This window comes from Pseudomonas sp. Au-Pse12 (assembly GCF_021341665.1).
Lineage (GTDB): Bacteria > Pseudomonadota > Gammaproteobacteria > Pseudomonadales > Pseudomonadaceae > Aquipseudomonas.
Map to the genome: position 1 here is coordinate 292,399 of NZ_JAJTTH010000001.1, position 13,079 is coordinate 305,477.

Annotated in this window: 16 protein-coding genes; 9 read left to right on the plus strand and 7 right to left on the minus strand. The window is 61.0% G+C overall.

Annotated features, from left to right (window positions below; translation table 11 throughout):
- Positions 1-80: 80 nt before the first annotated feature.
- The 4 genes from alkB to LXM55_RS01305 form a co-directional block, all read right to left on the minus strand.
- Entirely contained in the window at positions 81-761 is a 681-nt protein-coding gene (gene alkB, locus LXM55_RS01290; protein WP_233317852.1) for a DNA oxidative demethylase AlkB, read from the minus strand.
- Positions 751-1,467: a 2OG-Fe(II) oxygenase gene (locus LXM55_RS01295; protein ID WP_233317855.1), complete on the minus strand. Its 717-nt coding sequence runs from the start codon at positions 1,465-1,467 to the stop codon at positions 751-753. The genes alkB and LXM55_RS01295 overlap by 11 nt, the downstream gene beginning before the upstream one ends.
- A gap of 102 nt (positions 1,468-1,569) precedes the next feature.
- The gene (locus LXM55_RS01300) at positions 1,570-1,740 is read right to left on the minus strand and encodes a hypothetical protein (protein ID WP_015635890.1); all 171 of its coding nucleotides are present in this window, start codon (positions 1,738-1,740) and stop codon (positions 1,570-1,572) included.
- 29 nt (positions 1,741-1,769) lie between these two features.
- Complete coding sequence (locus LXM55_RS01305; RefSeq protein ID WP_233317856.1) at positions 1,770-2,072, minus strand: DUF1883 domain-containing protein; 303 nt, start codon at positions 2,070-2,072, stop codon at positions 1,770-1,772.
- A gap of 210 nt (positions 2,073-2,282) precedes the next feature.
- Here LXM55_RS01305 and LXM55_RS01310 point away from each other — a divergent pair, with 210 nt between their 5' ends.
- The 4 genes from LXM55_RS01310 to LXM55_RS01325 all read left to right on the plus strand — a co-directional run bounded on the left by LXM55_RS01310 (position 2,283) and on the right by LXM55_RS01325 (position 4,797).
- Positions 2,283-2,633: a hypothetical protein gene (locus LXM55_RS01310; protein ID WP_233317858.1), complete on the plus strand. Its 351-nt coding sequence runs from the start codon at positions 2,283-2,285 to the stop codon at positions 2,631-2,633.
- A 293-nt stretch (positions 2,634-2,926) separates the two neighbouring features.
- Positions 2,927-3,577: a c-type cytochrome gene (locus LXM55_RS01315; RefSeq protein ID WP_233317861.1), complete on the plus strand. Its 651-nt coding sequence runs from the start codon at positions 2,927-2,929 to the stop codon at positions 3,575-3,577.
- A gap of 68 nt (positions 3,578-3,645) precedes the next feature.
- Complete coding sequence (locus LXM55_RS01320) at positions 3,646-4,497, plus strand: c-type cytochrome (protein ID WP_442799731.1); 852 nt, start codon at positions 3,646-3,648, stop codon at positions 4,495-4,497.
- 69 nt (positions 4,498-4,566) lie between these two features.
- Positions 4,567-4,797 carry a hypothetical protein gene (locus tag LXM55_RS01325; protein WP_233317865.1) on the plus strand — a complete coding sequence of 77 codons (231 nt, stop codon included), beginning with the start codon at positions 4,567-4,569 and terminating at the stop codon, positions 4,795-4,797.
- Between the two features lie 14 nt (positions 4,798-4,811).
- On the opposite strand, the gene LXM55_RS01330 is transcribed toward LXM55_RS01325, so the two are convergent.
- Entirely contained in the window at positions 4,812-5,093 is a 282-nt protein-coding gene (locus tag LXM55_RS01330) for a hypothetical protein (RefSeq protein WP_233317867.1), read from the minus strand.
- A 372-nt stretch (positions 5,094-5,465) separates the two neighbouring features.
- Here LXM55_RS01330 and galU point away from each other — a divergent pair, with 372 nt between their 5' ends.
- Both galU and gorA read left to right on the plus strand, forming a co-directional pair.
- Positions 5,466-6,305 (plus strand): UTP--glucose-1-phosphate uridylyltransferase GalU, encoded by an 840-nt coding sequence (gene galU / locus LXM55_RS01335; protein ID WP_003182953.1) that lies wholly within the window; start codon positions 5,466-5,468, stop codon positions 6,303-6,305.
- A gap of 132 nt (positions 6,306-6,437) precedes the next feature.
- Positions 6,438-7,796 (plus strand): glutathione-disulfide reductase, encoded by a 1,359-nt coding sequence (gorA, locus tag LXM55_RS01340; protein WP_233317869.1) that lies wholly within the window; start codon positions 6,438-6,440, stop codon positions 7,794-7,796.
- Here the strand turns inward: gorA and LXM55_RS01345 are convergent, their stop codons facing one another.
- Positions 7,797-8,804, minus strand: coding sequence for a DNA-binding protein (locus tag LXM55_RS01345; protein ID WP_233317873.1), 1,008 nt, complete (start codon positions 8,802-8,804; stop codon positions 7,797-7,799).
- Between the two features lie 180 nt (positions 8,805-8,984).
- Between LXM55_RS01345 and LXM55_RS01350 the strand changes: the two genes are divergently transcribed.
- The 3 genes from LXM55_RS01350 (at position 8,985) to ahpF (ending at position 12,325) form a co-directional block, all read left to right on the plus strand.
- Positions 8,985-9,923 (plus strand): site-specific integrase, encoded by a 939-nt coding sequence (locus LXM55_RS01350; RefSeq protein ID WP_233317877.1) that lies wholly within the window; start codon positions 8,985-8,987, stop codon positions 9,921-9,923.
- Positions 9,924-10,074: 151 nt separating this feature from the next.
- Entirely contained in the window at positions 10,075-10,638 is a 564-nt protein-coding gene (gene ahpC, locus LXM55_RS01355) for an alkyl hydroperoxide reductase subunit C (protein ID WP_011061677.1), read from the plus strand.
- 121 nt (positions 10,639-10,759) lie between these two features.
- Entirely contained in the window at positions 10,760-12,325 is a 1,566-nt protein-coding gene (ahpF, locus tag LXM55_RS01360; RefSeq protein ID WP_233317878.1) for an alkyl hydroperoxide reductase subunit F, read from the plus strand.
- Between the two features lie 126 nt (positions 12,326-12,451).
- Here the strand turns inward: ahpF and gloA are convergent, their stop codons facing one another.
- Positions 12,452-12,973 (minus strand): lactoylglutathione lyase, encoded by a 522-nt coding sequence (gene gloA, locus LXM55_RS01365; protein ID WP_233317880.1) that lies wholly within the window; start codon positions 12,971-12,973, stop codon positions 12,452-12,454.
- Positions 12,974-13,079 lie beyond the last annotated feature (106 nt).

The window sequence follows — 13,079 nt, forward strand, 5'->3', positions numbered from 1 at the left end:
GTACTCGGTAAGCGGTGGCGGCCAGGTTAACCAGGGGCGGGCGGCTCGGCACTCCGGGTCTTGCGCTCGAATTGCCCGGGTCAGCCGGCCTGGCGCAAGGTCAGGTTGATCCGTTGCCTGCCCAGTAGCGGGTGCTGGCCGTCCTTGAGGGCCAGCACCCCGTGATAACGCAGGCGGTCCACGCCGCCCCACACCACCACATCACCATGCAGCAGCGGCACTCGCTGAGTTTTGCCGTTGCGCTGCTGGCCGCCAAAGAGAAAGGTCGCCGGCAGGCCCAGGGATACGGAAACGATGGGGGCCGTGTAGTCGCGCTCGTTCTTGTCCTGGTGCAGGGACATTTTCGCTCCGGGCCGGTAGCAATTGATCAGGCAGGAGTCCGGGGCGAACCCCGGGAAGCCAGCAGCCTGCGCCGCCGCTTCGGCCAGCTCGCGGAACACCCCGGGCATGGCCGGCCAGGGCCGCTGGCTCTGCGGGTCGATGGGGCTGTAGCGATAGCCGTGGCGGTCGGTGGTCCAGCCCAGTTGCCCGCAACTGCTGAGGCCGACCGACATGGTGAAGCCGCCAGGGGTCTGCATCTGGCGAAAGGGCGCTGCGCCAAGTACGGCATGGAGTGGCGGCAACAGCGCTTCGATCCAGGGCAGGGCGAAGCCGCGCAAGACCCTCGATTGCGGGCCCAGCAGCTCGATGCGGGCCGGCTGTTGCAGGTCGCTGTCACTGAACAGGCCGAGGTTGGCGGGGCCGCCATCACTACAGTGCATCGTGAAAAATCACTCCAAGGGTATGACGCTGGCCACTGTGAACACGACTGACGCCGTGGCGCAAGGTCACCCGATAGGGGCCGCGCGCTCCGGCTACCGGGCGATGATGCACGGCGAATACCAGGCCATCACCCTGCTTCAGACCAATGACCTGCGGCCGTGATTGCATGCGCGGGCGCTGTTCGGTGAGCACCAGTTCGCCGCCGCTGAAATCGGTTCCCGGCTGCGAGAGCAGGCAGGCCACTTGCAGAGGAAATACGTGTTCGCCGTACAGATCCTGGTGCAGGCAGTTGTAGTCCCCAGGGCCATATTGCAGGAGCAACGGGGTTGGGCGACGTTGCCCGGCGCCATGGCAGCGCTGGATGAACGCGCCGTGCTCCGGCGGATAATGCACGTCGATGTTCATCAGGCGGTTCCAGCGGTTGGCCTGGTCGACAAGGCGCGGGTAGAGCAATTGGCGCAACTGCGCCACCGGCTCCGGTAGCGGATACCCGAAGTACTGATACTCGCCTCGGCCGAAACCATGGCGGGCCATGATGACTTTCGAACGAAACAGCCCGGGGTGCTGGTAAAGGCGGCTGATGGCCTGGCACTGCTGCACCGTCAGCAGGCCTTCGAGCCGGGCGCAGCCGTCCTCGTCAAGGGCCTGCTCGATGCGGGCCCAATCCAGGTGTTGCAGGCGATCATGGAGCGATGAGGCGGGCATGGCGAGAGTGTCCTGGGCAGTAGAGAGCCCGGCCAGTCTGCGGCTCGGGTGCCTGCTGGACACTCCGTTGCTTGCGCTTGAATCGGTCGCGGGGAATGGCCTCTACAGCGCCTTGCTGACGCTGACGTCGCTGATGACATCGTCGGATTGGCCATGCAGCGCCTCGAGGGCGGCCCGGGCTTCTTCTTCGGAGCCGGTTTGCAGTTGGGCGAATTCGAAGCGGCGCTCACCATTGAGCTTGTATTTGATGACGTACTTGGTGGTCTGGGGCACGGGGCTACCTGTTGTCGCGAGGGGAGGGCTTAGCGCAGTTTCGAGCTGGAACGACGAATGATGCGGATCGAATGCGTCAGGTTCGGCTTGCGGGTCACACTGATGGCCCGGCGGTTGACGGTATCGATGGTGATGTTCCAGAAGCCGGTGCTGGGCGCGGTGATTTTCGCCGGAAACTTGTCGAAGGCGCCGCCGTGGTAGGTGTGGCGGCCGCCGTTCTTGAAGCTACGGAAGTTGGCGTCGCTCATCAGGCGAATGTTGCAGACCTGGGAGCATTCGATGACGACAATGTCGTCTTCGTTCAGGTGCTCGCGCTGGTGGATGAATTTCATGGGCGCCTCCAGAAGGGCTATAGCTACAAAAGCAAAAAACGTTTGCGTGGGCGATGGCGCAGTTTATCAGGAGCCACGGGTTATTATTCGGTGCCGGCATCGGGCTTTGACAATTTAAAACAGTTATTTGGATTTTTATCGGCGATAAAGCCGTGCCTTCGGAGAAAAACAGCGTCTTTGCTGTCGGAGGGACTTTCTTGGAGATTTCATATGAAGCGCTGGGTGTGGGTTCTGGTCTTGGCAATCGGCGGTTGCGCAAGCGTCTCGGATATTAACCAGACGCCGCCGACCCTGAGCGTGATTTCCGGCAAGAAGCCTCAGGAGTACGCCAAGTGCCTGAGCGACAAGCTTTCCGCCAGCCGTGGCGCGCTGCAGGTCGAGCCACACAAGGATGGTTTTCGGGTGATAGTGCCGCAGAGCCTGTCATCGGCTCCGGCGGCGGTGTTCTACATCGAAGGGCGCTCTGGCGGCAGCAGCATCAAGCTGCACGAGCAGATGAACAACAACCCCTTGCGGCCTCAGGATGTACGCAAGGCCGGTGAGGCCTGTATCTCCGGTTGAGGCTTGTTTCTTTCAGATGGCCGCCAGCGTTGCCCCTGCTTCCATTCTCCAGGCGTTGCCGCAGCCCCGGGTAGCGTCAGCAACGTCGGTCTTTCGCAGCCTCTTGTGCCAGTAGAAGCCTTGTTTCCCTGCGGCGATTAGCCGCTTTTTTTCGCCTGAAAAAACCTTGTCTCGCGCTTCGGTATTCGATAGGCGCGGGCCAATTTCGCGTTGTCCCGGTGGATCAATTGCCCTACTATTTGTGCGCTTATGCCATGCAGGTCTAAGCATATAACTAGAATAATGGAGTTCATATGATCCCACTGGATCGAATGCTATTGAGTGGCCTGATGCTGCTGTTTGTGCAAACTGCCCATGCCGTGGATGGGCAGAAAGTCTTCACCCAGGGGGGTGCTCAGCCGGGGGCGACGGCCTGTCTGGCCTGCCATGGCGCCGATGGCATGGGGTTGGCGCCGGCCGGGTTTCCACGCCTTGCCGGCTTGCCAGCGGGCTATCTCAGCAAGCAACTGCATGATTTTCGCAGCGGTGTGCGCAGCAACCCGGTGATGCAGCCGTTGGCCAAGGCCTTGAGCGAAGAGGAAATCACCGCGGTGACTACCGCCCTGGCCGCAATGCCTGCGCCGAAGCTTTCTCCCGTCAGCCGCAGCCAGGCCGCGACCGGTGTCGGCGAACGCCTGGCGCTGCGTGGCGCCTGGGACCGGCAGGTGCCCGAGTGCGTCAGTTGCCACGGCCCGGGTGGCGTGGGCGTCGGCAGCGCCTTTCCACCCCTGGCCGGGCAACCGGCCAGTTACCTGGTGGCACAACTGAACGCCTGGCGCGAGGGCACTCGGCACAACGACCCCAATGACCTGATGGGGCATATCGCCAAATCCTTGAGCGCCGAAGAAGTGGCCGCAGTGGCGGACTACTTTGCAACCTTGAACGCTCAGGAGGCGCGCCCATGAAGCATCTATTGATTCCAGGGGCACTGTTGAGCGTGCTCGCGACCCAGGTGCAAGCGGCCACCATCGCCATGGAAGACCAGTCGCAGATCCCCGCGCCAAGCGCTTCGGCCCATGTCGAGTACTTCAAGGCACCGGCTGAAAGCGAACTGCCGGACAACGCCTACGGCAAACTGGTGCGCGAAGGTTACGCATTGTTTGTCGATACCAAGCGCCTGGCGCCGAAGTTCGTCGGCAATGGCCTCAATTGCAGCAACTGCCACCTCGACCAGGGGCGCCTGGCCAACTCGGCGCCGCTGTGGGGCGCGTACCCGATGTACCCGGCCTATCGCAAGAAGAACGACAAGGTGAATACCTTTGCCGAACGCCTGCAGGGCTGCTTCCAGTTCAGCATGAACGGCGGCAAGCCGCCGGCGGCGGACAGCCCGGAGATTACCGCGCTGTCGGTGTACGCCTACTGGCTGGCGAGCAAGGCGCCGCTGGGCGTCGAGTTGCCCGGACGCGGTTATCCCGACATAGCGCAGCCGGCCAAGGGCTACGACCTGAAGCAGGGCGCGGCGGTGTATCAGGCGCAATGTGCGGTCTGCCACGGCGACAATGGCCAGGGCCAGAAGGCGGGCGCGGATTACGTGATGCCGCCGCTCTGGGGCAAGGACTCCTACAACTGGGGCGCCGGGATGCACCGGATCAACACCGCGGCCTCCTTCATCAAGCACAACATGCCGCTGGGCAAGGGCGGCAGCCTGAGCGATCAGCAGGCCTGGGACGTGGCGGCTTTCGTCAACAGCCATGAGCGGCCACAGGACCCGCGCCTGGTGGAGGGTTCCATCGAGAAGACCCGGGTCAAGTTCCATGCCAATGACGGGGTAAATTTATACGGTCAGACGGTAGAAGGCGTGCTGATAGGCCAGGGCATCCGATAAACTATCGCCCATTGTCACCGGTGCCGTCCGGGCTCACGCCCTGGCGGCATCGATTTTTTGGGAGAAAGCATGAAGCGGGAAGACGTCAGGGAAAAGCATGCAGAGGGCTTGATCTCTGCCACCCATGTGATTCAGAACCCGGCCAATTCGGGTGAGTGGATTGTATTTTTCAAGAAAAGCGCTGGGCGCAGCTACTTTCTGGTGGATGACAGCGACGAGGTGGAATCCTTCTGCCGCCTCGACGACCTGATCGAAACCATTCGTGGCCTGGGCATCAAATTCGCCGAGATTCATATGTAGAAGGCGTTCGCCTTCTATTTGCAGACCACCACCACGCTGCGGCTTTTGTAGTTGCCGACATCGACCCCTAGGGTCTTGTCGCTTTCCTTGGGCGCTGGTGTGCCTTCAGTGCTGACGATCCGATAGCCGGTGCCGGCGCAGGACGTATCGGCTTTCTCATAGCAGCTGGCCCAGGAACTGGCTTCCCCGGAGCAATCGATGCTCAGGCCTTGCTCGCCGTTGGTCAGGTAGGTGTTGGAGGCGGTGGCGCATCCGCTCAGGGCCAGTACTGCGGTGACGGTAAGAAGTCTGTTCATGGGCGATTTCGTCGTCTGAAGGGGAAGGGGAAGGTATAGGACGGCGCGGCGCGGCGATGCTATAGCTAATGGCCATTTCGGTACAGCGCATCACCTTAGTCTGCGGCCGGCCTGCAAAAGTGCCGTAGCCTCTGTAGGGGGGCATTTGGCGGCTACCTGGGGTGTTCCGGCCTGCTTGCGCAGGGGCCGGTTTGCAAGCGCTGCGCGGTGACGAAGGTTTACCTGAGGGGCTATCTGGAGGATGCTGCGGAACTATCTGGCACTTTATTTCTCTATGATGGCATCGGTTAGCCAGTGCGGGGCATTGTAAGGCGCTCGCGCCCTCATTAGACTGCGCCGAAACTCGTACACACAGCCTTTTTAAGGACTCATATGATCAAGAAATGCTTGTTCCCAGCAGCCGGTTACGGTACTCGCTTCCTGCCAGCGACTAAAGCCATGCCTAAAGAAATGCTGCCGGTGGTGAACAAGCCACTGATCCAGTACGGCGTTGAAGAAGCGCTGGATGCCGGATTGACTGAAATCTCCATCGTGACCGGCCGTGGCAAGCGCGCCCTCGAAGACCACTTCGACATCAGTTACGAGCTGGAAAACCAGATCAAGGGCACCGACAAGGAGAAATACCTGGTCGGTATCCGCAAACTGCTGGACGAGTGCTCGTTCTCCTACACTCGCCAGACTGAAATGAAAGGCCTGGGCCACGCGATTCTGACCGGTCGCCCACTGATCGGTGACGAGCCCTTCGCCGTGGTGCTGGCGGACGACCTGTGCGTCAACCTCGAAGGCGACGGCGTACTGACCCAGATGGTCAAGCTGTACAAGCAGTTCCGCTGCTCGATCGTGGCCATCCAGGAAGTCGACCCGCAGGAAACCAACAAGTACGGCGTGATCGCTGGCGAGATGATCCGTGACGACATCTACCGCGTTCACAGCATGGTCGAGAAGCCAAAGCCGGAAGATGCGCCGTCGAACCTGGCGATCATCGGTCGTTACATCCTGACCCCGGACATCTTCGACCTGATCGAGCAGACCGAGCCAGGCAAGGGTGGTGAAATCCAGATCACCGACGCCTTGATGAAGCAGGCGCAGAACGGCTGCGTGATGGCCTACAAATTCAAGGGCAAGCGCTTCGACTGCGGTGGTGCTGAAGGCTACATCGACGCGACCAACTTCTGCTTCGAAAACTTCTACAAGACCGGCAAAGCTTACTGATAGCGGCTGTACGGGTTTGTCGGGAAAGCCACCTTCGGGTGGCTTTTTCATTGGTCGCCCTTATGTAAAAACCTCTGCGCTGACCCGCGCGTTATCTGCGGTTATGCTTGTCAGCCTGCCTGGGAGAGTGAAATGGCCTACGATTTTGATCTTTATGTAATTGGCGCCGGTTCCGGCGGTGTGCGTTGCGCGCGATTCGCGGCGGGTTTTGGCGCGAAAGTCGCGGTCGCGGAAAGCCGCTATCTGGGAGGTACCTGTGTCAACGTCGGCTGTGTGCCGAAAAAGCTGCTGGTATACGGCGCGCACTTTGCCGAAGACTTCGAGCAATCCGCGGGCTTTGGCTGGTCCCTGGGTGAAGCGAATTTCGATTGGGCAACCCTGATTGCCAACAAGGACCGCGAGATCAATCGCCTCAACGGCATTTATCGCAACCTGCTGGTCAACAGTGGCGTGACCCTGCATGAAGGCCACGCCAGGCTGATCGATGCGCATCAGGTGGAAGTCAACGGCCAGCGTTACACCGCCAAGCACATCCTTATCGCGACGGGTGGCTGGCCGCAGATTCCGGACATTCCGGGGCGTGAGCATGCCATCAGCTCCAATGAGGCCTTCTTCCTCAAGGCGCTGCCCAAGCGCGTGCTGGTGGTGGGTGGCGGCTACATTGCGGTGGAGTTCGCCGGGATCTTCCATGGTCTGGGCGCCGACACTCAGTTGCTGTATCGCGGCGATCTGTTCCTGCGCGGTTTTGACGGCGCGGTGCGCAAGCATTTGCAGGAAGAGTTGACCAAGCGCGGATTGGGGCTGCAATTCAACGCGGACATCGAGCGTATCGACAAGCAGGCTGACGGCAGTCTTGAGGTCACGCTCAAGGATGGTCGCAAGCTGGTCGCCGACTGCGTGTTCTACGCCACTGGGCGCCGGCCGATGCTCGACAACCTGGGGCTGGAAAACACCGGAGTCAAGCTCGACAAGCGGGGCTTCATCGAGGTGGATGAGCAGTACCAGAGCAGCGAGCCGTCGATCCTGGCGATTGGCGATGTGATCGGCCGCGTGCAACTGACGCCGGTCGCCCTGGCCGAAGGCATGGCCGTGGCTCGGCGTCTGTTCAAGCCAGAGCAATACCGCCCGGTGGACTACCAGATGATTCCTACGGCGGTGTTCAGCCTGCCGAATATCGGCACCGTCGGTCTGACCGAGGAGCAGGCGCGGGAAGCGGGGCACAAGGTGCAGATCTTCGAGAGCCGTTTCCGGCCAATGAAGCTGACCCTGACCGACTGCCAGGAGCGCACGCTGATGAAGCTGGTGGTCGATGCCGACAGCGACAAGGTGCTGGGTTGCCACATGGTGGGGCCGGATGCCGGTGAAATCGTCCAGGGCTTGGCGATTGCCCTGAAGGCCGGGGCAACCAAGCGTGACTTCGACGAAACCATCGGCGTGCACCCGACGGCCGCCGAAGAGTTCGTCACCATGCGTACACCTGTCGCGGGCTGATCAGGCGTCCGTGGACGCGTCTGGCTGCGCCCTGGTTGCCGCCGCCAGACGCAGCGCCTCAAGGCCGGCCTCGGCCTTGGTGGCGCGCAACTCCATCTCTTTGCTTAGGCGGGCCTGCTCGTCGGCTCGCTCCTTGAGTGTCTGAATTTCCTGCGTGGCAACGCGCAAGCGTTCCTGGAGCAGGGCGCTTTCGCTGTCCTGGCGGGCGACTTGCTCGCTCAGCCTGACCTGCAGTGCCGAATTTTTGCTGGCGGCATCCTCGGCTTTCTTGAGCTCTTTGTGGACGGCTCGTTGTTCGCTGAGCAGGCGTTCGTTATCGCGATGCAGCTGGGTAATTTCGTCCTGGCGTACCAGGGCGCTCTGCTGAGCCTGGCGCAACTCCATCTGGATCTGTTGCAGTTGCCCCTCGTGGCGACGCTGCTCCTGTTCGCGCTGTTCCTTGCTGGCGGCGCGGTAGTGCTCCAGCGCATCCCGGGCGTGCAGGTGCTTTTCTTCCAGGGAGTGGATCTGCTGTTCCTTGTCCTCCAGGCGTAACTCAAGGCCCTTGATAGCCTGGTTCAGCTCGGCATTGCGGGTCTGTTCGCTCTGCAGCATGGAGCGGGTGTCTTGCAGGGCGGCGCTTTCGCCGGCCAGGGCGCTGGCCTGGATCTGCAGTTGCTGCTGCAGTTGTTCCTGGTGCTGGCGAGCATCATTCAGCTGGCGCTCAAGCGCCTGCTTCTGTTCCTCGAAGCGGGCGAGGGCTTGCTCCAGAGGCTCCTGGGCCTGTTCCTGCAGGCGTTGCGCCAGGCGCCCCACCAGTTCGCCCAGCTCTTCATCCAGAGGCAAGGGCCCGCTGTCGCGCCGGCTGGCGCCATCGTCCAGCTCCTTGAGGTAGCGATGGATGGTGGTTTTCGAGCCGGTATTGCCCATTTCGATGCGTACGGCGTCGATGCTGGGGTGTTCGCCACGGGCAAGAATCGCCTGGCGCGCTTTCTTCACCACCGCCTTGTTTATGCCTCCGCGAGCCATGCGTCCTCCGATGATTTTGTACTGTGATATGTAGTATGTAATTGGCGTGTATTGTACAGATAAAAGCAAATTCCTTATAGCTCAAAATTGACATGGGATATTATGGTATTACCCCGTGTGATAGGCGCCGTGAGCGGTTTTCGCTTCCAGCCGCCGTACCTTTGCCTGAGTTGAACTGCCATGAGTGAGCTGGATCGTTATCTGCAAGCGGCCACCCGCGACAACACCCGTCGCAGCTACCGGGCGGCGATCGAGCATTTTGAGGTGCAGTGGGGTGGTTTCCTGCCGGCAACGGCGGAGAGCGTGGCCCGCTACCTGGCCGCTTATGCGGGGGAGCTGTCGATCAACACCCTGCGGTTGCGCCTTTCGGCGCTGGCTCAGTGGCACAGCAGCCAGGGGTTTGCCGACCCGACCAAGGCGCCGGTAGTGCGCCAGGTGTTCAAGGGGATTCGCGCCGTGCATCCGGTTCAGGAAAAGCAGGCTCAACCGCTGCAGTTGCAGCACCTGGAGCAGGTCGTTGCCTGGCTCGAGGAGGAGGCTGCTGGCGCTGCTGCTGAAGGGCGTCAAGGGGACTTGCTGCGTGCCCGGCGTGATCGGGCGTTGATCCTTCTGGGGTTCTGGCGAGGGTTTCGCAGTGATGAGCTGTGCCGCTTGCAGGTCGAGCATGTGCAGGCGGTCGCCGGATCGGGCGTCAACCTTTATCTGCCTCGCAGCAAGAGTGACCGCGATAACCTCGGCCGGACCTTTCACACCCCGGCCTTGCAGCGGTTGTGCCCGGTGCAGGCGTACATCGAGTGGATCAACAGTGCGGCGCTGGTACGTGGCCCGGTGTTTCGCGGTATCGACCGCTGGGGGCACTTGAGCGAGCAGGGCTTGCACGCCAATAGCGTGATTGCGCTGCTGCGCCAGGCATTGGCGCGTGCCGGTATCGACGCCGAACACTACACCAGCCATTCCCTGCGCCGGGGCTTTGCCACCTGGGCTCATCGCAGTGGCTGGGACCTGAAGTCGCTGATGAGTTATGTCGGCTGGAAGGACATGCAGTCTGCCATGCGTTATGTCGAGGCCAATCCGTTCATGGGCATGGCGCGCATCGGTGAAAAGCCGGTGCAGCAGTAGATAAAGGTTTCTTCTATTAATAGTGACGGTTGATAGGCAAAGCCAATCGACAGCATCAGGTTTGCCAATGAGCCAAGCAGCGATGCGTTGGTTAGGATTCTCCCCATCAAGTTTTCACCCAACGTTTTCAATCACTGATGGAGAGTCACCGATGCCTATCATCAACAGCCAAGTAAAACCCTTCAAAGCTACCGCATTCAAAAACGGTGCATTCGTTGAAGTGTCGGACGCCGATCTGAAAGGCAAGTGGTCCGTAGTGTTCTTCTACCCGGCTGACTTCACTTTCGTCTGCCCAACCGAGCTGGAAGACCTGGCCGACAACTACGCCGAATTCCAGAAACTGGGCGTTGAGATCTACAGCGTTTCCACTGACACCCACTTCGCCCACGCTGCCTGGCACAACACTTCGCCAGCCATCGGCAAGATCCAGTACACCATGATCGGCGACCCGACCCTGGCCATCTCGCGTAACTTCGACGTGTTGATCGAAGAAGCCGGTCTGGCTGACCGTGGCACCTTCGTGATCAACCCGGAAGGCCAGATCAAGATCGTTGAGATCAACGACGGCGGCGTAGGCCGTGACGCTTCCGAGCTGCTGCGCAAGATCAAGGCCGCTCAGTACGTTGCTGCTCACCCAGGCGAAGTGTGCCCAGCCAAGTGGAAAGAAGGCGAGGCCACTCTGGCTCCGTCCCTGGACCTGGTCGGCAAGATCTAAGTCCATGCATTACCCAAGGGCGGTCATCCGCACCTAAGTCAGCTGCACCGCCCTCAAATAACGCCCGGGCGAGATTCGCTCGGGCGTTGTTTTTTCTACCGAATCAAAGGAAATCGCCCGTATGTTGGATGCCAATCTTAAAGCTCAGTTGAAGTCATACCTGGAACGGGTCACCCAGCCGATCGAGATCGTCGCCTCCCTCGACGACGGTGCGAAATCCCAGGAAATGCTCGCGTTACTCAAAGACATTGTCAGTCTTTCCAATCAGATTACCTTGCTCGATGACGGCACCGATGCGCGCAAGCCTTCGTTCTCGTTGAATCGCCCGGGGAGTGATATCAGCCTGCGTTTCGCCGGTATCCCCATGGGGCACGAATTCACTTCCCTGGTGCTGGCCCTGTTGCAAGTAGGGGGGCATCCCTCCAAAGCCAGCGCTGAAGTGATCGAGCAGATCCGCTCGCTCAAGGGCGAGTTCAATTTCGAGACTTATTTCTCGCTGTCCTGCCAGAACTGCCCGGATGTGGTCCAGGCGCTGAACCTGATGGCGGTGCTCAACCCCAACATCCGTCACGTGGCCATCGACGGCGCGCTGTTCCAGGCAGAAGTTGATGAACGCAAGATCATGGCGGTGCCCAGTGTCTACCTCAATGGCGTGAACTTCGGCCAGGGACGCATGGGCCTGGAAGAAATCCTCGCCAAGCTGGATACCGGTGCGGTCGAGAAACAGGCGCAAAAGCTCAATGCCAAAGAGGCCTTTGATGTGCTGGTGGTCGGCGGCGGTCCTGCTGGGGCGTCGGCAGCCATTTATGCCGCTCGCAAAGGCATTCGTACCGGGGTCGCCGCCGAGCGTTTCGGCGGCCAGGTGCTGGACACCATGGCCATCGAGAACTTTGTCTCGGTGAAGGAAACCGAAGGGCCGAAGCTGGCCGCGGCCCTCGAAGAGCACGTCAAGCAATACGATGTCGACATCATGAACCTGCAGCGCGCCAGCGCCCTGGTGCCGGCCAAGGAAGTGGGCGGCCTGCACGAGATCCGGTTCGAAAGCGGTGCCAGCCTCAAGGCCAAGTCGGTGATCCTCGCCACCGGTGCCCGCTGGCGTGAAATGGGCGTGCCGGGTGAGCAGGAATACAAGGCCAAGGGCGTGTGCTTCTGCCCGCACTGCGATGGCCCGCTGTTCAAGGGCAAGCGTGTGGCGGTAATCGGCGGTGGCAACTCCGGTGTCGAGGCCGCCATCGACCTGGCGGGTATCGTCAGCCACGTGACCCTGCTGGAGTTCGACAGCAAGCTGCGGGCCGATGCGGTGTTGCAGCGCAAGCTCTACAGCCTACCCAACGTCAAGGTCATCACCAGTGCCTTGACCAGTGAAGTGAAAGGCGACGGCCAGAAGGTGACTGGCCTGGCGTACAAGGATCGCGATTCGGGCGAGTTCCACGCGGTGGACCTGGAGGGCATCTTCGTGCAGATCGGCTTGCTGCCCAACACCGACTGGCTCAAGGGCACCGTCGAGTTGTCGCCCCGCGGCGAGATCATTGTCGATGCCCGTGGCGAGACTTCGCTGCCTGGCGTGTTCGCCGCCGGAGACGTGACGACGGTGCCATACAAGCAGATCGTGATCGCCGTAGGCGAGGGCGCCAAAGCATCTCTCAGTGCCTTCGATCACCTGATCCGCACGTCAGCCCCGGCATGATTGGAGGCTGAAAAAACAAAACCCCATGAGCCTGGGCTCATGGGGTTTTTTATTGCCGCTCTGTAGGTCTTGGCTGGCCGGCGAAGGGGGCAACGTCTTCGCTGGCAAGCCTGCGCCTGGGCGGGTTTACAGCGGGGCCGGCTGGATGATCTCGACCCAGTAGCCGTCCGGGTCCTTGATGAACGCCAGGCTCTTCATCCGGCCGTCGTTCAGGCGTTTCTGGAAGTCGCAGCCCAGCGCTTCGAAGCGCTCGCAGGCGGCGACGATATCCGGCACCGAGATGCAGATGTGGCCGAAGCCGCGTGGATCGCTGTTGCCGTTGTGGTAAGCGAAGGCCGGGTCGTTCTCGGTGCCGTGGTTGTGGGTCAGTTCAAGAATGCCAGGGATCGATTTCATCCACTCGGTACGTGCGGCGGCGTCGGCAGGGATCTGCGCCTTGTCCACCAGGGCGAGGAAGTACAGGCTGAATTCAGCTTCGGGGAAGTCGCGTTTTTCCACCAGGGAAAAGCCCAGGACCCGAGTGTAGAAGTCCAGCGAGCGAGTGATGTCCTTGACCCGCAGCATGGTGTGGTTGAACACGAAGCGGGCGGTGGCCGCGTCCGGTTGGGCGGTCACGCCGGGAAAGGTGTTGAGTTCGTTAAGGCTCATGGGCCCTCCAGAAGTAAGTGCGGCCAAGGCTGTGCTCGGAGGCGAGCGGCCTTGGCGGGCAATGGTTCGGACATCCTTGGAATGGCGCAATGATACGCAACTGGGT

Bases quoted from the DNA above. Each gene is read 5' to 3' on its own strand.
- alkB (WP_233317852.1), bottom strand. From the start codon at position 761: ATGCACTGTAGTGATGGCGGCCCCGCCAACCTCGGCCTGTTCAGTGAC.
- LXM55_RS01295 (WP_233317855.1), bottom strand. From the start codon at position 1,467: ATGCCCGCCTCATCGCTCCATGATCGCCTGCAACACCTGGATTGGGCC.
- LXM55_RS01305 (WP_233317856.1), bottom strand. From the start codon at position 2,072: ATGAAATTCATCCACCAGCGCGAGCACCTGAACGAAGACGACATTGTC.
- LXM55_RS01310 (WP_233317858.1), top strand. From the start codon at position 2,283: ATGAAGCGCTGGGTGTGGGTTCTGGTCTTGGCAATCGGCGGTTGCGCA.
- LXM55_RS01315 (WP_233317861.1), top strand. From the start codon at position 2,927: ATGATCCCACTGGATCGAATGCTATTGAGTGGCCTGATGCTGCTGTTT.
- LXM55_RS01320 (WP_442799731.1), top strand. From the start codon at position 3,646: ATGGAAGACCAGTCGCAGATCCCCGCGCCAAGCGCTTCGGCCCATGTC.
- LXM55_RS01325 (WP_233317865.1), top strand. From the start codon at position 4,567: ATGAAGCGGGAAGACGTCAGGGAAAAGCATGCAGAGGGCTTGATCTCT.
- LXM55_RS01330 (WP_233317867.1), bottom strand. From the start codon at position 5,093: ATGAACAGACTTCTTACCGTCACCGCAGTACTGGCCCTGAGCGGATGC.
- galU (WP_003182953.1), top strand. From the start codon at position 5,466: ATGATCAAGAAATGCTTGTTCCCAGCAGCCGGTTACGGTACTCGCTTC.
- gorA (WP_233317869.1), top strand. From the start codon at position 6,438: ATGGCCTACGATTTTGATCTTTATGTAATTGGCGCCGGTTCCGGCGGT.
- LXM55_RS01345 (WP_233317873.1), bottom strand. From the start codon at position 8,804: ATGGCTCGCGGAGGCATAAACAAGGCGGTGGTGAAGAAAGCGCGCCAG.
- LXM55_RS01350 (WP_233317877.1), top strand. From the start codon at position 8,985: ATGAGTGAGCTGGATCGTTATCTGCAAGCGGCCACCCGCGACAACACC.
- ahpC (WP_011061677.1), top strand. From the start codon at position 10,075: ATGCCTATCATCAACAGCCAAGTAAAACCCTTCAAAGCTACCGCATTC.
- ahpF (WP_233317878.1), top strand. From the start codon at position 10,760: ATGTTGGATGCCAATCTTAAAGCTCAGTTGAAGTCATACCTGGAACGG.
- gloA (WP_233317880.1), bottom strand. From the start codon at position 12,973: ATGAGCCTTAACGAACTCAACACCTTTCCCGGCGTGACCGCCCAACCG.